This is a genomic window from Paenibacillus andongensis (assembly GCF_025369935.1).
Classification (GTDB): Bacteria; Bacillota; Bacilli; order Paenibacillales; family NBRC-103111; genus Paenibacillus_E; species Paenibacillus_E andongensis.
The window spans coordinates 4623327-4641223 of the sequence record NZ_CP104467.1 but is presented as its reverse complement, the minus strand read 5'-3'; the positions used below and the strand labels follow the sequence as shown (position 1 = coordinate 4641223).

The following is a 17897-nucleotide window of genomic DNA, read 5'->3' as shown; positions in this document are numbered from 1 at the left end:
TCTTAAGGAGGAATGCACATGAGAATGGTTGATTTAATCCATAAGAAACGTTCTGCTGAAGTGCTAAGCGAGCAAGAAATTACGTATATCGTTAACGGATATACACGTGGTGATATTCCGGATTATCAAATGTCGGCTTTACTGATGGCTATTTTCTTCAATGGGATGACAAGTGAAGAGATTTCTTCACTCACGCTAGCCATGGCAGGATCGGGAGAAATGATTGACTTATCTGAGATTGCTGGGATTAAAGTGGATAAACACTCAACAGGCGGGGTTGGGGACAAAATAAGCCTAATCGTTGGACCTATTGTTGCTTCCCTTGGCATCCCTGTTGCCAAAATGTCTGGCAGAGGATTAGGACATACGGGCGGTACGGTAGATAAGCTGGAGTCGATTCCAGGCTTTCAGATTGAATTGTCCAAAGAAGATTTTATTCATGCCGTGAATACGAATAAAATTGCTATCGTTGGCCAGAGTGGTAACTTAGCTCCTGCTGACAAGAAGATGTATGCACTTCGGGATGTAACAGCAACGGTAGATTCGATTCCCTTAATCGCCAGTTCAATTATGAGCAAGAAGATTGCTTCCGGAGCAGATGCCATAGTGCTGGACGTGAAGATAGGTTCAGGCGCTTTTATGAAAACTGTGGACGATGCAAGAGCTCTGGCTCGTACGATGGTTGATATCGGAACGCAATTAAAGCGGAACACGATTGCTATGATTACCGACATGGAGCAGCCACTAGGACGTGAAATCGGAAACGCGAATGAGATTCGTGAATCCATTGAAGTGCTCCGCGGTACCGGTGATAAAGAGCTGACTGAGGTAGCGATTTCGGTTGCAGCCTATATGTCGCTGCTGGGGAAAGTGTTTGAGAGCTTCGAGGAGGCTCAGGTGGCTGTCCGCGATATTGTTTTGAATGGTAAGGCGTTAGAAACGTTCAAACGCTTCATAGCAAGCCAAGGCGGCGATCCGAATGTGGTTGACCAACCTGAGCTTCTTCCAACGGCAGCTTATCAATTCGAAGTACTCGCTGAGAAAGATGGCTATATCAATCAGATCAATGCGGAACAAATCGGTATTGCCGCGATGCTGCTTGGTGCCGGTCGTGCGAAGAAGGAAGATCAGATTGATTATGCAGTGGGTCTTACTTTGAATAAGAAATTCGGTGACGAAGTGAAGGTTGGGGAATCGATCTGTACCATTCATGCGAATCAACAGGATGTGAAGGCTGTCGAGATCATGATTCAAGGGGCTTATCGCATCGAGAATAGCAAGCCTGCACCAGTTCAATTAATTTATGATGTCATTGTCTAATGCCAAATGATTGCCCAAGCACTTTCCACTCGGAAAGTGCCTTTTTTATTTTCTCCCTTTTGGAATATTTTGTGCGGAATTCGTCAAGACTGATTAGCAGTCATTCAAGCTGCAAGTGTCAGGCTTTCACTTCATACATCACAGGAGGGGTACAATTGCTATGCGAAAAAAAGGGCTAATAAGTTTAATCTGTTTACAGCTATGTTTGATGCTGCTTATACCTGCCGCATTTGCGGAAGAGAAGAAGGCGCCATCGGTCGATTTGACACCGAATGCACTATCAGCTGTGTTAATGGATGCAGACACGGGCACGGTCATTGCCGAAAAGAATAAGGATGCAAAGCTTCCTCCGGCCAGTATTACGAAAATAATGACGATGCTGCTCATTATGGAAGCTGTCGACAAAGGCAACATCAAAATGGATGAGAAGGTCAAAGTCAGTGAATATGCGGCTTCCATGGGTGGATCGCAAATTTTCCTTGAGCCTGGCGAAGAGATGACAGTTGAGGAAATGTTAAAGGGAATTGCCATGGCTTCCGGAAACGATGCTTCTGTGGCAATGGCTGAGAAAATCGCAGGTTCGGAAGAGAATTTTGTACAAATGATGAACGATCGTGCGCAGCAATTAGGCATGAAAAATACGCATTTCTCAAACTGCAACGGACTCCCTGTGGCCAATCATTATACAACAGCGAATGATATCGCCGTCATGTCGAGAGAATTGCTCAAGCATGAGGGGATCACTAAATTTACAGGTGCTTATCAAGACTATCTGCGAAAAGAAACAGCCAATCCTTTCTGGCTAGTGAATACAAACAAGCTGGTGCGTTTCTACAGCGGTGCGGATGGTTTAAAAACGGGATACACAAGCGAAGCGAAATTTTGTTTATCTGCAACAGCCAAACGGGAAAATTTACGCGTCGTTGCCGTGGTCCTCGGTGAACCGAATACAAAAACACGGAATGCTGAAGTAACGAAGCTGTTTGATTACGCTTTTGCGCAATTTACGAACTATCCTTTGTTTAAGTCAGGCGATAGTCTTGGAAGCTTTACGATTAATAAAGGGCAGGTTTCGACAGTACCATTAGTTGCGAAGCAGAATTATAGCATTTTAATGAAAAAGGGCACCGTAACTGGGGAGATTCGACATGAGTTGAAACTCGAACCTAACCTAAAAGCACCGATTGCCATGGGTCAGCCTATCGGTAGAATTATTGTATACAATGGAGATAATTTGCTTGCTGAATACCCGCTCGAGTCTCCAGTTGCTGTAGATAAAGCATCTTGGTGGAAGTTATTTAAGCGAACCACATCGAACCTGTTTCATACAGATAAATGATGAGAATTCGCGAATAATCGCAGTTTTCTTCTAGTTTTAGCAGTTTTCTTCTAGTTTTGTCGTGGTGCAGGAGATTCTCTCTCAGCTGTAGAAACTTAAGTTTCATGACTTAATATAGGGATCTTTGAGCGTGCTCAAAGTCTCTCCGCTTTAGGGATCTTTGAGTGTAGCTCAAAATTCGCTATAGGGACCTTTGAGCTTTGCTCATGGTCCAACAGGAGGGACCTTTGAGCGTGCTCAAAGTCTCTCAGCTGAGAGGAGTGAACATGTTGAGCCTGCAAATTGAATTCGAGCAAGGCCGAAGAGCGCTGATTGTTAGATTGAAAGGCGAGCTGGATCATCACACAGCCGATGTTGTGAAGGCGAGGATGGAGGAAGCGATTGCCAAAGAGCATACGCGCCATTTGATCCTTAGTTTGAAGGATCTATCCTTCATGGACAGCTCAGGTCTAGGCGTCATACTCGGTCGCTATAAGCAGATTACGAGTAAAGGCGGAAAGATGGTCGTCTGTGACGTTGCTCCTGCTGTCTACCGCTTGTTCGAGCTTTCTGGAATGTTCAAGATTGTTTCTATACAGGACAACGAACGCAATGCAATGTCCAGTTTGGAGGTTGCATTATGAGCGAACATAACTTTATGACTCTAGAGTTTGCCAGTCGTTCGGAGAATGAAGCTTTTGCTCGTGTAGCCGTTGCTGCTTTCGTCTCTCAATTGGATCCTACGCTGAATGAATTGACCGATATCAAGACAGTTGTTTCTGAAGCGGTTACGAATTCGATCATTCATGGTTATAACAATAGAACGGATGGCGTTATCATCATTTCGACGCAAATTGATGATGACGTGGTTCGGATTACGATTGAAGATAAAGGTTCAGGCATTGCTGATTTAGAACAGGCGAAACAGCCACTATATACATCCAAACCAGAGTTGGAACGTTCTGGCATGGGTTTCACGATTATGGAAAATTTCATGGACGAAGTAGAAGTTGTGACGGCCGTCGGAATCGGAACCAAAATAAACATGTTGAAGCGAATTGAATCTAAAAAAGCTTTATACAATTAGGGGTTTGATCTATGGATGTCGATCTGAAACATGCTTCTCATAGTTATTTAGACGATTCGGAAGTCAAACGGTTAATCGCCCTCAGCCAATCCGGAGATGGACTCGCCAGAGAAACACTTGTCAGCTGCAATATCCGCTTGGTTTGGTCTGTAGTTCAACGTTTCTTGAACCGAGGATACGAAGCCGAAGACTTGTTCCAGATCGGTTGTATCGGACTCCTAAAGTCCGTTGACAAATTCGATCTATCTTATGATGTAAAATTTTCAACCTATGCGGTACCGATGATTATCGGTGAAATTCAACGTTTTCTTCGCGATGACGGAACACTTAAAGTAAGCCGTTCGCTTAAAGAATTGGCGAATAAGATTCGCAAGACGAAGGACGAGCTGTCGAAGCGGTTAGGCAGATTGCCTACGATTAAAGAGGTCGCCGAGGAGCTTATGATAACGGCGGAGGAAGTTGTTTTCGCGCAAGAGGCGAATAAACCTCTCTCTTCCATCCATGAGACCGTCTTTGAGAATGATGGTGATCCAATCACACTCATGGATCAAATTTCGGATGAGTCCGGTGAGAAGTGGTTCGAGAAGCTTGCGCTGAATGAAGCCATTGGGACGCTGTCAGAGCGAGAACGGCTCATTGTTTATCTCCGTTATTTCCGAGATCAAACGCAATCCGAGGTCGCAAGCAGGCTAGGTATTTCCCAAGTGCAGGTATCACGGTTGGAAAAGAAAATCTTGCAATCGATTAAAGATCAGATTGCTCAATAACAGTCTTTCGAGACAAATAACCGTTCCTCTTATGAGGAACGGTTATTGTCTATGTAGAGACAGAGCGTAAATTAATGGTTGAACAAGTTAGATAGTCCGCACTGCATATTAAAGAGCCGCTGATTACCCGAATTCTTCACTTGGGTAGTTTGCGGCTTTTTGTGGTCACGAACATGTTTATCGGGCAGAGTGCCTGTCGTCTGAATAAAATCTCACGCAGTAAATTCCGCATAAGCCTACTATCGTATAAACGATGCGGCTTAGACCGGAAGATTCACGATGTGAATCTCCTCCCAATAAAGCAGAAACTAAATCCCACTCGAAAAGCCCAACCAAGAGCCAATTCAGCGCACCAATAATGACTAGTGTTAACGCGAATTTCGCCATGTTATCACCTTCTTTATATGGAATAAGTTATCGTTATTCGATCTTACTATGCCATAATGCAGGTGACATTATTCCTGGAGAATTTACCATCTTATCAGGTGTTTATGGGAAGGAAAGATTTTGCATACTACTGCTATACATGGAGGATTCACCGTAAAGCTCTGAGGGGGAGTGAAACCATGGTTCGAGAGGGAAAACCTTGTCTATACATCCGGCTTCGCCGAAAAGCTAGCGTTCGCAAAGGGAATGTTGTGCATTTACGTCATATCGCTCAGATATTCGTGGAGCCTGAATATGAGAAAGCTCTAAACGAGTTGGTCATCCATCATCCTCAACATGAAGATGGTAATCGCGTACTCATTGACATGATGCTGATCGTTCGTAAAGTGAAAGATCTTTATCCACAGCTGCAAATAGAGCATTTCGGAGAACCACATGTGCTTCTCGAGATTATCTCCGATCCTAGAAAGCCAAGTCCGATACTAATCGGATTGGTTTGGTTGCTCTTGTTCATCGGTTCGGGATTGGCCATCATGAATTTTCATGCTGATGTATCCATGTTGGAAGTTCACCAACGCATTTATGAATTGATGACAGGGAAAAAGGTGGAGCATCCACTCATTCTGCAAATCCCTTATTCCTTAGGGATAGGGGTTGGAATGGTCATTTTTTTCAACCATCTGTTTAAGAAGAAATTCAATGAAGAACCGAGTCCGCTTGAAGTGGAGATGTTCATGTATCAGGAAAATATAAACCATTATGTGATAACCGAAGAATACATCAAAATTCATGAGAAAGGAGACCGTCCGTGATTACCCTATTTGGGGGAGCCTTCTTGGCGGCTTTTATCGGATTAGCTGGTGGAATCGCTGTTGGCAGCGGCATGGTAGCGTTCCTTGTGGTACTGGATATTATTCCGAGACTTGCCCAGATCACACGTTCGTTTTCGAAAATTCATGCGTATGAAGCGGCTGTTGTGATGGGCTCACTTTTATTTACTTGGGTTGATTTCAGCGATGCCAAGGTCCACCTTTTTCCGATGGGAACAGCATTAGTGGGCATATTTGCCGGTTGTTTTGTTGGCATGCTAGCGGCAGCCTTAACAGAAATCATTAACGTGCTGCCTATTCTTGCCAAGCGTGTTGGCATGGGATCTTACATGATTTTGCTGCTCATGGCGATGATTTTCGGTAAAGTATTTGGATCTTTGTTTGAATGGTTATTTTATTAACGTGTGTTGAAGGAGGCGCTAAAGTGAAGTTTATTGTGAAAAGGGGAAGCGGGAGCGATCAGAATGATTCGAATGAACGAAATGAATCAGACGAATCGAACAAATCACAGGAACAGAATGAGAAATTAGCCATAGATGAGGAAGGGAATTTATCTGCATACAATCCGATTACGGACATGACGTCGGAGGAAAAGGCACTCAAAATTCAGGAAGATATCCCCAGAAGTATTCGAGAAGTTCGAAGGGTGCTGGAAGAACGAGTAGGGCTCGATCGAAGTTTTGATCTCGTCCTCAGAGAAATGGTGTTCGGATCCAAGCGTGTAGGTATTTTCTATTGCAATGGATTTGCCAAAGATACGGTGTTAACCGATATCATTACACGTCTCACTTATGCGGATGAAGAATCCGTCTCACATCATACCTTGGAAGCATTCATTGAAAAATTAATTCCGCACATTCAAGTGAAGACCTACAAGAAAATGTCTGAAGTCGTAGGACAAGTTTTAATGGGCGGAACGGCGTTTTTCATTGAAGGGGAGACAGCAGGCATTACGATCGATGCCAAAAGTTTTCCGATTCGCTCGATCGGTGAACCTGATTTGGAGCGGGTTGTGCGAGGTTCTCGAGATGGCTTCGTGGAAACCCTTTTATTGAATGTGACTCTTGTCAGACGTAGAATTCGCGATGAGAGATTTAAGCTGGAAATCATGCAAATCGGCAAACGAACCAAGACGGATGTCTGTTTAGCTTATATCAATGATATTGCTGACGCAAGCTTGGTTCAAGCCGTGAAAGATAAAATAAAGAATGTTGAAATCGACGGACTTCCTCTCGCTGAAAAGCAGCTGGAAGAAGCGATTGTAAATAAGGGGTGGAACCCGTATCCGATGGTTCGATATTCGGAACGGCCGGATGTTGTCTCCGCCCATTTACTTGAAGGACATGTATGTGTTTTTGTGGACACATCGCCGAGCGTCATGATCCTGCCGACAACGTTTTTCCATCATGTACAGCATGCAGAGGAATATCGACAAACGCCTTTCATTGGTACTTATTTAAGGTGGGTACGTTTTGCTGGAATTATGGCTTCGATTTTCCTGCTCCCTCTTTGGTTTATGATGGTAATGGATCCTTCCTTAAAGCCGCCGGGACTAGAATTTCTCGGTCCGCAGAAGGAAGGAACCCTGCCGCTATTGGTTCAGTTCTTGTTAGCGGATATAGGGATTGATCTCATGCGAATGGCAGCGGTACATACACCTACACCGCTCGCTACAGCAATGGGTTTGGTGGCAGCCATTTTGGTTGGAGATATCGCGGTAAAAACGGGTCTCTTTATCAATGAGGTTATCCTGTATCTGGCCCTCGCCTCCATTGGGATGTTCGCGACACCGAGCTATGAATTGGGTCTAGCTAATCGAATAGTAAGGCTCGCTCTCTTAATCATCGTGGCGATCTTCCACGTCCCTGGATTTGTAGTAGGCTCAACGTTATGGCTGATTCTGCTGGCCACGAGGAAATCCTTTAATGCACCCTATATGTGGCCCTTTATTCCATTTAACGCCAAAAGCTTCTTTGCGATTCTGGTTCGTCGTCCGGTGCTTGCTGGCAAAACGCGGCTAAGTATTACAAAGCCAATCGATGGCACACGTCAACCAAAATCAAAATAACCTAAAAAGGACAGGGGATTTCCCTGTCCTTTTTTGCTTTTATGTCGAAGCGTGTATTGTCAAAAGCGCATGCCATATGGTACTTTTAATAGTAATGTACATTAACCTCTTTGGCGGAATATAGCAAGAAGATGGTTCAGGGAGAGAGGGAATTAAAGCTATGTATTTACATGGTACTAGTAAAATAAACGACCAAGGCCACCTCGAAATCGGCGGTGTCGATGCAACGAAATTGGTTGCAGAATACGGCACACCTTTATATGTATTTGACGAAGCGTTAGTACGCGGGCGCTGCCGTGAATTCGTAGAAGCTTTCAAAGCATCCGGTCTGAAATTCCAAGTGGCTTATGCAAGTAAAGCATTCTGCGTAATGGCGATGTGCCGAATCGTAGACGAAGAGGGAATGTCACTTGATGTTGTTTCCGATGGTGAGCTTTATACGGCGCTCCAAGCAGGCTTCCCAGCAGAGCGAATTCATTTCCATGGCAATAACAAAACAATCGCTGAATTGGAAATGGCGATCGATGCCAAAATCGGCTGTTTCGTCGTTGATAACTTTATCGAACTTCAAATGTTGAATGCAATTGCCGAAGAGAAGCACCAAAAGGTGAAGATCTTACTGCGGATTACACCGGGCGTTGAGGCACATACGCATGAATATATTTCTACTGGCCAGGAGGATTCCAAATTCGGATTCGACATGGGCAATGGATCGGCATTCCGCGCAGTTCAAGAAGCTTCGCAATTAAGTAATGTGGAACTATTGGGCGTTCATTCCCATATTGGCTCCCAAATTTTTGAAGTAGAAGGCTTCCGCATGGCAGCTGAGAAAGTGGCTGGCTTTGCCGTTCAAGTTCGCAAAGAAATAGGCATTACGTTCAAGGTCATTAACTTGGGCGGTGGTTTCGGAATTCGTTATGTGAATGAAGATAGTCCACTTCCGGTTGCCGTTTATGTGAAAGCTATTACAGACGCGATTAAAGACAACTTCGGCAGCAATGATTTTCCGATGCCCGAAATTTGGGTTGAACCAGGTCGCAGCATCGTTGGTGACGCGGGAACTACGTTGTACACAGTAGGTACAACCAAGGATATTCCAGGGGTGCGTAAATATGTAGCTGTTGATGGCGGCATGACTGACAATCCACGTCCTGCTTTGTATGATGCTGTGTATGAGGCGATGTTGGCTAATCGCGCAACAGAGCAACCGACCGAGGTTGTATCTATTGCAGGGAAATGCTGTGAGAGCGGCGATATGCTGATCTGGGATCTGAACCTGCCAAAAGTAAGTTCAGGAGACATTCTCGCTGTATCTTGTACAGGTGCATACAATTATGCAATGGCAAGCAATTATAACCGTATCCGCCGTCCAGGCGTTGTGTTCGTGAAAGATGGTCAAAGTGATCTCGTCGTGAAACGCGAAACGTTCGAAAATATCGTGGGTAATGACATCATTCCTGCAAGAATGAAACAGATGAGCGAGACCGTTTAATTGGTTGTTTAATAATAAGAAGGAAACCTCAGCTTTTCCGGGGTTTCCTTCTTTGCGTTTTTTTCATCGAAATGGAATGTCAGTTCGAGTTTCGAATGTCGCGATGTAAACCTGCTCATGGACCAGACCAGCCATATCGGCAACTTCACACGTTGCGGGAAGCACATATTCGCTGTCAAACCGAACATGGTCGGGGTAGAATTGTGTTAGAAATATAGTGCAGTTTGTGAAATGGAAGGTTTCATAGTAGAATAAGATATTATTTCCTAAAGGAGTGGACCACAAATGGCCAAACAAGCAAAAATTAAACTAGCAGGTGGCGGCGAAGTCGTTATCGATCTTTTCGAAAACGATGCTCCGAATACCGTTGCTAACTTTGAAAAATTAGCAAACTCCGGTTTCTACAACGGACTTGTTTTTCATCGTGTTATTCCAGGATTCGTAGCACAAGGTGGTTGTCCTTCAGGAACAGGAACTGGTGGCCCTGGTTACCAAATCAACTGTGAAATCAACCCGAACAAACATGAGCGCGGCTCCTTGGCTATGGCTCATGCAGGCAGAAATACAGGTGGAAGCCAGTTCTATATTGCTTACCAACCACAACCGCATTTGGATGGACAACACACCGTATTCGGTAAAGTAACCAAAGGCATGGAGTTAGTCGATGCTTTCAAAGGCAAAGATTTGATGGAGAAAGTTGAAGTTGTAGAAGTATAAATCGTTTCTTCGAAAAGAAGTCTGTTGATTCATTTCAACAGGTTTCTTTTTTTGAGTTAATTCCGAGTGAAATCATAGAAAAAGTAAGAAATTAACATGAAAAGCAAAAAAGCACTTGCTTTTTGTAAGTGTGAGTGATAAATTTTTCATTACCAAAGTAATTTTTAGCTAGTTCTTAGTTGTAAGTTACTTTTATATGTATGCAAAACCTTCGGGGCGTGGTGAAATTCCACACCGGCGGTGATTCGATCGCATGTACCCGTTACATGATTTCGATAAGTCCGTGACCCGTTTTGAAGCTAGCGGTACCTGACACACAGCTTCGCTACGGCTGATCCGGTGCAATTCCGGAACCGACAGTATAGTCTGGATGGGAGAAGGAAAACGCGAACATTTGATTTCGCTATGCATGCTTGTACATTTTTTCACGTAAACAAAAATTCGGCAGGTCTGTTTTTTGAAGCAGATACGTCGGTGTTGTTTGATTTGATCAAAAATGCGGCAAGTATGGATGGTAGAAGCTTCTTCGTGTTATCTAGACAATCTCTGGCCCCTATCCGATATACGGAGGGGCCTTTTTGCATTCAAATTTTGGAAGGAATTTTGAAAGGCGGTGAACTTCGTGCATGTACTGAATGACGAAGCATACATGAGACTGGCTCTGCAAATGGCTGAAAGTGCTCTTGGGCAGACGGGGATTAATCCTGTAGTAGGGTGTGTCCTTGTGAAAAATGGACGCATCGTTGGCATGGGAGCACACCTGAAGCGCGGACATGGCCATGCCGAGGTTCTCGCCTTGCAAATGGCAGGCGAGGAAGCTAAGGGCAGCACGGCTTACGTGACATTAGAGCCGTGCAGTCACTTTGGCAAGACGCCACCTTGCAGCGACCGACTCATTGAGGCGGGCGTGTCACGGGTTGTCGTCGCTGGAACAGATCCGAACCCGCAGGTTGCTGGGACAGGCATCGCTAAGTTGAGAGAGCATGGGCTCGATGTGACGGTTGGGCTGCTTGCAGAGGAGGCCGCGACCATGAACGAGGCCTTCAACAAATACATCGTCACCCGCATGCCTTATGTGACGATGAAGACTGCGAGCACGCTGGACGGTCGCATCGCCTCGCATACTGGCGACAGCAAGTGGATCACGTCGCCAGCGTCACGTGCCTTCGTTCACACCCTGCGCCATCGGCACCAGGGGATCATGGTCGGCGTTAGCACGGTCATCGCCGACGACCCGCTGCTGAGCGCGCGCGGCGACGTACCGGCTGTGCAGCCGGTACGGATCGTCGCGGACTCGCGCTTGCGAGTCCCTCTGGGTGCCCGGGTGCTCACGGAGCAGGATCGTCAGCCGACGATCCTGCTCGCGAGCGCTCAGGCGCCCGCAGAGAGACGTGCCGCGCTGGAAGCGCACGGCATCACGGTCCTTACCTGCGGGGACGGCCCGCAGGTAGACCTGACGCTCGCCATGCGGCAGCTCGGCGAGCGCGAAATCGGCTCCATCCTCCTAGAGGGTGGAGGGAAGCTTAACGGCGCCATGCTGGAACGGCGCCTGATCGATAAGCTGGTGCTGATGTTTGCGCCGAAAATTATCGGCGGTGGCTCTGCAGCACCTGTAAACATCAACTTCGACGGCTTCGCGAAGATGGATGATGCGATTACGCTCGACCGACTCAAGGTCGAGCAGTTCGGTCCGGATATTTGCATAACCGGCTATCCGAATTATAAGAGCTAACGAATGGAGGACTTGCATGTTTACCGGAATTATCGAAGAAATCGGCCACATGCGCCGCATTCATAGTCAAGGGCAAGCGATGGTGTTGACTATCGCTGCCAAGAAAGTGCTTGAAGATGTCCACCTGGGTGACAGCATTTCTGTAAACGGCGTCTGTTTGACGGTCATTGCCTTTGATAACGACTCATTTTCCGTGGATGTTATGCCAGAAACATATCGCAAGACGAATCTTCGCAAACTACAAACTGGCACACGCGTGAATTTGGAGCGGGCCATGGCAGCGAATGGTCGGTTCGGCGGGCATATTGTCCAAGGACATGTGGATGCAACCGCAACGATACTTTCACGAATACCCGAAGAAAATGCTGTCGTATATCGGTTCGAACCGGAGAATAAGTACATTTTCCGATATATCATTTCCGGGGGTTCCATCACAATTGACGGCATAAGCCTTACCGTTGTTGATGTCAATGATCGTGAAGTGGCGGTTTCCATCATCCCGCATACTCTCGCTCAAACGGTTCTCCATGATAAAAAGGCCGGGGATTCGGTCAATATAGAATGTGACGTGCTAGGTAAGTATATGGAGCGTCTACTAAAGTTCGGTCCATCTGAATCTTCCGATGGAAACGGGAAAAAGCAAAGTACGCTGACTGCGAGCTTTCTTGCCGATAACGGCTTTATGTAGCAGTACGAATTTTGTTTTGCAAAAGCAAAACTCAAGCTTATGCTTACGAAGAAAGCTTTGCTAAAGCAAAGCTCAAGCTTATGCTTACGAAGATAGTTTTGCTAAAGCAAAACTCTTAGGAGAGGTGAATATGACACAAATAATCTTCAACACCATAGAAGAAGCGCTTAACGATCTCAAACTAGGCAAAGTCATTATTGCGGTGGACGATGAAGACCGTGAGAACGAAGGCGACTTTATCGCGCTTGCCGATAAAACAACACCTGAAGTCATTAATTTCATGATCAAGGAAGGACGTGGACTCGTATGTGCACCAATTACAGAGGAACGTGCACAAGAACTTGACCTGCCTCCCATGGTCGCGCGGAATACGGATTATCACGGAACAGCGTTTACGGTTTCTGTTGACCATGTAGAAACAAGCACGGGAATATCTGCGCATGAGCGTTCAAGAACGATTATGGGCTTGATAGATCCGGAAGCAAAACCTCAAGATTTCCGTAGACCCGGCCATATTTTCCCTTTAATTGCCAAAAAGGGCGGCGTACTCCGCAGAACTGGACATACAGAAGCGGCTGTTGATTTGGCTATCTTGTGCGAATCTTATCCGGCAGCCGTCATTTGCGAAGTTATTAAAGAAGACGGAACAATGGCGCGTGTACCGGATCTGATGGAAATTGCAGCGAAACATGACTTGCGCATTATCACGATTCAGGACTTAATTCATTACCGAAATCAGCAGGAGAAATTGGTTGAGCGAGAAGTTGAAATTAAGCTTCCAACTGATTTTGGCACTTTCAAGGCTATTGCCTATACGAACCTACTGGATAACAAAGAGCACGTGGCCCTTGTCAAAGGGACAATTGACCCTTCCAAACCAACGTTGGTACGCGTTCATTCTGAGTGCTTGACTGGAGATGTCTTCCATTCTCATCGCTGCGACTGCGGTCCACAACTGGATGCCGCATTAAAACAGATTGATCAAGAGGGCAATGGTGTATTATTATATATGCGACAGGAAGGTCGCGGAATCGGTTTAATCAATAAATTGAAGGCTTATGCCTTGCAAGAGCAGGGATTAGACACCGTAGAGGCGAATATTAAGCTTGGCTTTGCTCCAGATCTTCGGGATTATGGGATTGGGGCGCAAATTTTGAAAGATCTTGGCATCACTCAACTTCGTCTATTAACGAATAATCCACGCAAAATTAAAGGATTGGAAGGCTACGGCCTTGAAGTGGTTGAGCGGGTTCCGATTCAAATGGAGAGTAAGGCTGATAACCTCAGTTATTTACAAACGAAGAAAAACAAGCTTGGTCATATGCTTAGTTTTCATGACTCAGGCAGCGGCATATAATCCAATCTAATCCAAATAACTTGTTCAAATAGGAAAGGGAGAATCTCACCATGGCTAACATTTTTGAAGGACATTTAATTTCGCAAAACTTGAAATATGGTATCGTTGTAGGTCGTTTCAATGAATTTATTACATCCAAATTGTTGGGTGGCGCACAGGACGCTCTGAAACGTCATGGCGTTAATGAGGACGAAGTAGATATTGCTTGGGTACCAGGCGCATTCGAACTTCCGCTAATCGCTCAAAAAATGGCTGAAAGCGGAAAGTACGATGCTGTTATTACACTAGGTGCGGTAATTCGAGGATCAACTCCACATTTTGATTATGTGTGCAGCGAAGTGGCAAAAGGTGTTTCTGCTATTAACCTGAAAACAGGCATTCCCACGATTTTCGGTGTTTTGACGACAGATTCCATTGAGCAAGCAGTGGAACGTGCGGGTACCAAAGCTGGAAATAAAGGCTGGGAAGCTGCCGTAACTGCGATTGAAATGGCGAACTTGACGAAGCAATTCACTTCGTAATGCTTTCTTATTATCATTTGGAAACACTGCTGCCCAGGCTGTTCGCATTTCTGATCGCAATGACGCTGCACGATGCGGCCCATGCGGGGGTAGCTTGGCTGCTCGGAGATCGTACAGCTCGAGAAAGCAAACGATTATCGCTAAACCCCTTGGCACATTTAGATGCCTTGGGGCTAGCTATGATCGTCTTCGGTCCCTATGGCTGGTCAAAGAGAATACCGGTAGATGAATCACGTTTTAAGAAGAGACCGAGGCTATCGCACACACTTGTATTTTTAGCGGGACCTTTTACGAATTTACTGCTCGTTTTGTTCTTCTGGTGGCTTTATTTCTTTCTGCCGGCTTTGGTGGGAGGAGGGACAGAATCCACTGCCGTTGAACAGTGGCGAGTCTATTTGCAGTACTGCGTTATCGTCAATGTAATGATTTGCCTTATACATATACTACCCCTTTATCCGCTCGACGGATGGTTTATTTTGAAAGGACTAGTTGCTTCCCGCAAGCAAGGATGGTTCGCACGTAATCAACGCTATGCACTTATTCTGGTTATTGTTTTACTGGTTACACCAGTTGGTCAATGGGCGCTCGGACATTTGTATCCGTTTGCCGCGCAGTTTGTTATGAATCTATTTTCACTATGACAAGGGGGAGAATGAAATGAAAGTAACCTATAAGTTAGAAGCATTTGAAGGCCCCCTTGATCTTTTACTTCATCTTATCGATAAAAATGAACTCGACATTTATAATATTCCGATCAAAGAAATAACAGATCAATACTTGGGCTATGTTCAAGCTATGCATGAATTGGAGCTGGATATTACGAGTGAATTTCTTGTGATGGCCGCAACACTTCTCTCTATCAAGAGCAAAATGCTATTGCCTAAGCCGCCTGTTATTGAATTTGATGAATATTTTGATGATATGGACGACTCGTTAGATCCTCGCGCGGAACTTGTTGCGAAGCTAATTGAATACCGGAAGTACAAATCAATTGCCGACATGCTCAGGGATAAAGAGGTAGAACGCAGTCTCGTGTACACGCGAGAACCAGAGGATTTGACATCATACCGGCCAGACATTCAGGAGAACCCTGTAGAGGGACTTGATGTCGCAGATCTACTGTTTGCCTTTCAGAGAACGTTAAGGAAGCTGGCTAACCGCAATGTGGTAACTAGAATACGAAGAGATGAAATTTCAGTTAAAGAGCGCATTCGAGAGGTTATTGACTTACTTAAATTTAAAGGCGGTAAGCTGCTTTTCTCAAAGCTATTTGATTACGAAATGACACGTGAAGAAATAGTCGTGACTTTCTTGGCGATACTCGAATTAATGAAAATGAAAAAAGTGATTTGTTATCAGTACAAACTATTTGAAGACATCGTCATCCAAGCAAAAGAGGAGGTTTCTGACATTGACACTCAATTTCCAACAGATGAAATCAATTATTGAAGGACTGCTCTTTGCCTCTGGCGACGAAGGATTGGATGCCAAGCAATTAGCTGAAGTCATGGAGCTTGATCTTTATTTGGTTCGTGATCTGCTCAAAGATATGAGAACGGACTTCAAACGAAAGGGTCGCGGCGTTCAGATTGTGGAAGTAGCTGGAGCGTATCAGTTAACAACCTTAGCTGAGCATGCGCCCTATTTTGAGCGTCTTGCTTATTCGCCTTCACGATCGTCCCTATCGCAAGCCGCGTTAGAGACATTATCCATCGTTGCTTATAAACAGCCAATTACAAGAGTTGAAATTGAGGAGATTCGCGGCGTGAAATGCGATCGGGCCTTGGCAACCTTAACCGGCAAAGACTTAATTACGGAAGTCGGACGCGCCGATGCGGTAGGTAGACCGATTTTGTACGGAACTTCCAAGCAATTTCTAGAATATTTCGGTCTTAGTTCGATTACGGAGCTGCCGGATTCGGCAAGCTTCCAAGGGAATTTCGATTTAGAAGAAGAGACCCGTCTATTATTTGACCGAATTGGCGGAGATCAGAAGCAGATTACTCTCGAAGATGTAAGCGATGAAACCGAATAAGATCCCGCAGACATGCATTTCATTTCCTTTTTAGGGTCATACTAACTCCACCTACGAGAAGAATTTTTCTTGCAGGCGGAGTTTTTTATTAAGCGGTGAGACTTTGAGCTACGCTCAAAGATTCCAAAGTGGTGAGACTTTGAGCTACGCTCAAAGATCCCTATATTAGGAGGGATTCCAAGTTGTTGTGGGTGGGGATAGTATTACTAATAATCATTTTTGTGATCATTGGTTTCTTATTTAGTTTCATTCGCGGTGAATTCAACTTCTCTAGAGTGAAAGACAATGATACATTATCAGTGGAAATGCGGGCGTTATTCGGGCTTATACGCTATCGTTACGTCATTCCAATCATACAATTCAAAGGCTTTACGAAGGGGATTATGGTTAAATCGGAAATAATCACCAAATCCAGTTCCAAACTTAAAGATGAAAGCAAGGATCATATTACGAAAGATAAAATAATCAACGCATTCAAAGAAGCAAAGGAAGCACTAGTACATACATTAAACTTCTATGATTGGATGAAGCAGACATTGGCGAAAGTCGAGTGTACCGATTTAAAATGGATAACTCGTATAGGCGTAGGTGATGCTCCTGAAACAGCGATTACAACAGGGGCAATATGGGGAATCAAATCTTCGCTGCTTGGCTTTTCCATTCGCTATGTGAACTTAACGGCAAAACCGCAAATCGATGTTATACCGCAATATAATGAGAAACAATTTTCAACCGAATTTCGTTTTGCAGGACGTATTCGCGTATGGTTTATCGTAGTTGCAGGAATACGTTTGATTAGCAGAGCGGCCAAAATAAAAGGTGGTATTCGTACATGGATTCAAATTGTTTTGAAAACAATGAAGTTAAGGTCTCGAGTTAAAACGGCTTCTTAAAGTGTACATAACGATATTCCACTAAGGGCATTCTACAAATGAACCATTTTTGCTTTTCGACGCATGTGCTTCTATTGCCAGTTTATCTGGCTAAAAAATCTCTAAGGAGGAATAAGATCATGTCCGAACACCCGATTCAAGGCCTCATGAAAGTCGCCATGGAAAATATCAAAGAAATGGTCGATGTAAACACGATTGTTGGTGACCCCGTCGAGACCCCTGATGGTAGTGTTATTATGCCAATATCCAAAGTAGGTTTCGGTTTTGCTGCGGGCGGCAGCGAATTCGTGACAGATTCCGAAATTGAAATCGAAGGCGGCTCAGCAAATAGAAGCGATGCGCTGAATGCGAAGGTTGCTCTTCCTTTCGGCGGCGGTAGCGGCGGCGGGGTATCCATTACACCTATTGCTTTCCTCGTCGTAGGTAAAAATGGTGTGAAGGTTGTTCCGCTTGACAACCAAACACATATTCTTGAACGCCTCATTGACTCCGCTCCGCAAGTGGTTGACAGAATTCAAAGCATGATCAAAGGCATGGGAGCCAAGACACCTGCCAGCACTGTAGCCACTAACGGAACAAATGTAACTAATATCGAGAATCAAAATTTCATTGTGTAGCTGATTGGCCTTCGTTTGAGCTGTCCTTTGGGGACAGCTTTTTTAGTGCATAAAGACGCATTAGCGTC

Annotated in this window: 20 protein-coding genes and 1 riboswitch; of the genes, 19 read left to right on the top strand and 1 reads right to left on the bottom strand. The window is 45.0% G+C overall.

Features of this window, described 5'->3' with window-relative positions; genetic code table 11:
• Positions 1 to 18 precede the first annotated feature (18 nt).
• From NYR53_RS21170 to sigF, 5 genes are all read left to right on the top strand, one after another.
• The gene (locus NYR53_RS21170; protein ID WP_261301168.1) at positions 19 to 1320 is read left to right on the top strand and encodes a pyrimidine-nucleoside phosphorylase; all 1302 of its coding nucleotides are present in this window, start codon (positions 19 to 21) and stop codon (positions 1318 to 1320) included.
• A gap of 160 nt (positions 1321 to 1480) precedes the next feature.
• Entirely contained in the window at positions 1481 to 2659 is a 1179-nt protein-coding gene (locus NYR53_RS21165) for a D-alanyl-D-alanine carboxypeptidase family protein (RefSeq protein WP_261301167.1), read from the top strand.
• Between the two features lie 269 nt (positions 2660 to 2928).
• On the top strand, positions 2929 to 3282 hold the full coding sequence (gene spoIIAA / locus NYR53_RS21160; RefSeq protein ID WP_047674049.1) for an anti-sigma F factor antagonist: 354 nt from the start codon (positions 2929 to 2931) through the stop codon (positions 3280 to 3282).
• Positions 3279 to 3725, top strand: coding sequence for an anti-sigma F factor (gene spoIIAB / locus NYR53_RS21155; RefSeq protein ID WP_029192951.1), 447 nt, complete (start codon positions 3279 to 3281; stop codon positions 3723 to 3725). Before spoIIAA ends, spoIIAB begins: the two co-directional genes overlap by 4 nt.
• An 11-nt stretch (positions 3726 to 3736) precedes the next feature.
• On the top strand, positions 3737 to 4492 hold the full coding sequence (sigF, locus tag NYR53_RS21150) for an RNA polymerase sporulation sigma factor SigF (protein WP_029192952.1): 756 nt from the start codon (positions 3737 to 3739) through the stop codon (positions 4490 to 4492).
• Positions 4493 to 4669: 177 nt separating this feature from the next.
• On the opposite strand, the gene NYR53_RS21145 is transcribed toward sigF, so the two are convergent.
• Positions 4670 to 4879: a DUF378 domain-containing protein gene (locus NYR53_RS21145; RefSeq protein ID WP_261301166.1), complete on the bottom strand. Its 210-nt coding sequence runs from the start codon at positions 4877 to 4879 to the stop codon at positions 4670 to 4672.
• Positions 4880 to 5058: 179 nt separating this feature from the next.
• On the opposite strand from NYR53_RS21145, the gene NYR53_RS21140 reads away from it, so the two are divergent.
• The 14 genes from NYR53_RS21140 to ytfJ all read left to right on the top strand — a co-directional run bounded on the left by NYR53_RS21140 (position 5059) and on the right by ytfJ (position 17829).
• Positions 5059 to 5691, top strand: a complete 633-nt coding sequence (locus tag NYR53_RS21140) for a stage V sporulation protein AA (RefSeq protein ID WP_261301165.1) — start codon at positions 5059 to 5061, stop codon at positions 5689 to 5691.
• Complete coding sequence (locus NYR53_RS21135) at positions 5688 to 6110, top strand: stage V sporulation protein AB (protein WP_261301164.1); 423 nt, start codon at positions 5688 to 5690, stop codon at positions 6108 to 6110. Before NYR53_RS21140 ends, NYR53_RS21135 begins: the two co-directional genes overlap by 4 nt.
• A 176-nt stretch (positions 6111 to 6286) precedes the next feature.
• Positions 6287 to 7777: a spore germination protein gene (locus tag NYR53_RS21130; protein WP_437180190.1), complete on the top strand. Its 1491-nt coding sequence runs from the start codon at positions 6287 to 6289 to the stop codon at positions 7775 to 7777.
• Between the two features lie 160 nt (positions 7778 to 7937).
• Positions 7938 to 9269 carry a diaminopimelate decarboxylase gene (lysA, locus tag NYR53_RS21125; protein ID WP_261301163.1) on the top strand — a complete coding sequence of 444 codons (1332 nt, stop codon included), beginning with the start codon at positions 7938 to 7940 and terminating at the stop codon, positions 9267 to 9269.
• 285 nt (positions 9270 to 9554) lie between these two features.
• The gene (locus tag NYR53_RS21120; RefSeq protein ID WP_261301162.1) at positions 9555 to 9986 is read left to right on the top strand and encodes a peptidylprolyl isomerase; all 432 of its coding nucleotides are present in this window, start codon (positions 9555 to 9557) and stop codon (positions 9984 to 9986) included.
• Between the two features lie 203 nt (positions 9987 to 10189).
• A riboswitch (FMN riboswitch) is annotated at positions 10190 to 10372 on the top strand.
• A gap of 236 nt (positions 10373 to 10608) precedes the next feature.
• The gene (gene ribD / locus NYR53_RS21115) at positions 10609 to 11718 is read left to right on the top strand and encodes a bifunctional diaminohydroxyphosphoribosylaminopyrimidine deaminase/5-amino-6-(5-phosphoribosylamino)uracil reductase RibD (protein WP_261301161.1); all 1110 of its coding nucleotides are present in this window, start codon (positions 10609 to 10611) and stop codon (positions 11716 to 11718) included.
• 16 nt (positions 11719 to 11734) lie between these two features.
• Positions 11735 to 12406, top strand: a complete 672-nt coding sequence (gene ribE, locus NYR53_RS21110; protein WP_261301160.1) for a riboflavin synthase — start codon at positions 11735 to 11737, stop codon at positions 12404 to 12406.
• A 130-nt stretch (positions 12407 to 12536) separates the two neighbouring features.
• Positions 12537 to 13763, top strand: a complete 1227-nt coding sequence (locus NYR53_RS21105) for a bifunctional 3,4-dihydroxy-2-butanone-4-phosphate synthase/GTP cyclohydrolase II (RefSeq protein ID WP_290428952.1) — start codon at positions 12537 to 12539, stop codon at positions 13761 to 13763.
• Positions 13764 to 13813: 50 nt separating this feature from the next.
• Entirely contained in the window at positions 13814 to 14284 is a 471-nt protein-coding gene (gene ribH, locus NYR53_RS21100) for a 6,7-dimethyl-8-ribityllumazine synthase (protein WP_261301159.1), read from the top strand.
• The gene (locus tag NYR53_RS21095; protein ID WP_261301158.1) at positions 14284 to 14925 is read left to right on the top strand and encodes a site-2 protease family protein; all 642 of its coding nucleotides are present in this window, start codon (positions 14284 to 14286) and stop codon (positions 14923 to 14925) included. The genes ribH and NYR53_RS21095 overlap by 1 nt, the downstream gene beginning before the upstream one ends.
• Positions 14926 to 14941: 16 nt before the next feature.
• Positions 14942 to 15733, top strand: a complete 792-nt coding sequence (locus NYR53_RS21090) for a segregation and condensation protein A (RefSeq protein ID WP_261301157.1) — start codon at positions 14942 to 14944, stop codon at positions 15731 to 15733.
• The gene (scpB, locus tag NYR53_RS21085; protein ID WP_261301156.1) at positions 15717 to 16319 is read left to right on the top strand and encodes an SMC-Scp complex subunit ScpB; all 603 of its coding nucleotides are present in this window, start codon (positions 15717 to 15719) and stop codon (positions 16317 to 16319) included. Before NYR53_RS21090 ends, scpB begins: the two co-directional genes overlap by 17 nt.
• 191 nt (positions 16320 to 16510) lie before the next feature.
• On the top strand, positions 16511 to 17212 hold the full coding sequence (locus NYR53_RS21080; protein ID WP_261301155.1) for a DUF2953 domain-containing protein: 702 nt from the start codon (positions 16511 to 16513) through the stop codon (positions 17210 to 17212).
• A 119-nt stretch (positions 17213 to 17331) separates the two neighbouring features.
• Entirely contained in the window at positions 17332 to 17829 is a 498-nt protein-coding gene (ytfJ, locus tag NYR53_RS21075) for a GerW family sporulation protein (RefSeq protein ID WP_261301154.1), read from the top strand.
• Positions 17830 to 17897: the final 68 nt, after the last annotated feature.

What these genes read in the sequence shown, in the direction of transcription:
- NYR53_RS21170 (WP_261301168.1), top strand. Translation starts at nt 19, where the DNA reads ATGAGAATGGTTGATTTAATCCATAAGAAACGTTCTGCTGAAGTGCTA.
- NYR53_RS21165 (WP_261301167.1), top strand. Translation starts at nt 1,481, where the DNA reads ATGCGAAAAAAAGGGCTAATAAGTTTAATCTGTTTACAGCTATGTTTG.
- spoIIAB (WP_029192951.1), top strand. Translation starts at nt 3,279, where the DNA reads ATGAGCGAACATAACTTTATGACTCTAGAGTTTGCCAGTCGTTCGGAG.
- sigF (WP_029192952.1), top strand. Translation starts at nt 3,737, where the DNA reads ATGGATGTCGATCTGAAACATGCTTCTCATAGTTATTTAGACGATTCG.
- NYR53_RS21145 (WP_261301166.1), bottom strand. Translation starts at nt 4,879, where the DNA reads ATGGCGAAATTCGCGTTAACACTAGTCATTATTGGTGCGCTGAATTGG.
- NYR53_RS21140 (WP_261301165.1), top strand. Translation starts at nt 5,059, where the DNA reads ATGGTTCGAGAGGGAAAACCTTGTCTATACATCCGGCTTCGCCGAAAA.
- NYR53_RS21130 (WP_437180190.1), top strand. Translation starts at nt 6,287, where the DNA reads ATGACGTCGGAGGAAAAGGCACTCAAAATTCAGGAAGATATCCCCAGA.
- lysA (WP_261301163.1), top strand. Translation starts at nt 7,938, where the DNA reads ATGTATTTACATGGTACTAGTAAAATAAACGACCAAGGCCACCTCGAA.
- NYR53_RS21120 (WP_261301162.1), top strand. Translation starts at nt 9,555, where the DNA reads ATGGCCAAACAAGCAAAAATTAAACTAGCAGGTGGCGGCGAAGTCGTT.
- ribE (WP_261301160.1), top strand. Translation starts at nt 11,735, where the DNA reads ATGTTTACCGGAATTATCGAAGAAATCGGCCACATGCGCCGCATTCAT.
- NYR53_RS21105 (WP_290428952.1), top strand. Translation starts at nt 12,537, where the DNA reads ATGACACAAATAATCTTCAACACCATAGAAGAAGCGCTTAACGATCTC.
- ribH (WP_261301159.1), top strand. Translation starts at nt 13,814, where the DNA reads ATGGCTAACATTTTTGAAGGACATTTAATTTCGCAAAACTTGAAATAT.
- NYR53_RS21095 (WP_261301158.1), top strand. Translation starts at nt 14,284, where the DNA reads ATGCTTTCTTATTATCATTTGGAAACACTGCTGCCCAGGCTGTTCGCA.
- NYR53_RS21090 (WP_261301157.1), top strand. Translation starts at nt 14,942, where the DNA reads ATGAAAGTAACCTATAAGTTAGAAGCATTTGAAGGCCCCCTTGATCTT.
- scpB (WP_261301156.1), top strand. Translation starts at nt 15,717, where the DNA reads ATGAAATCAATTATTGAAGGACTGCTCTTTGCCTCTGGCGACGAAGGA.
- ytfJ (WP_261301154.1), top strand. Translation starts at nt 17,332, where the DNA reads ATGTCCGAACACCCGATTCAAGGCCTCATGAAAGTCGCCATGGAAAAT.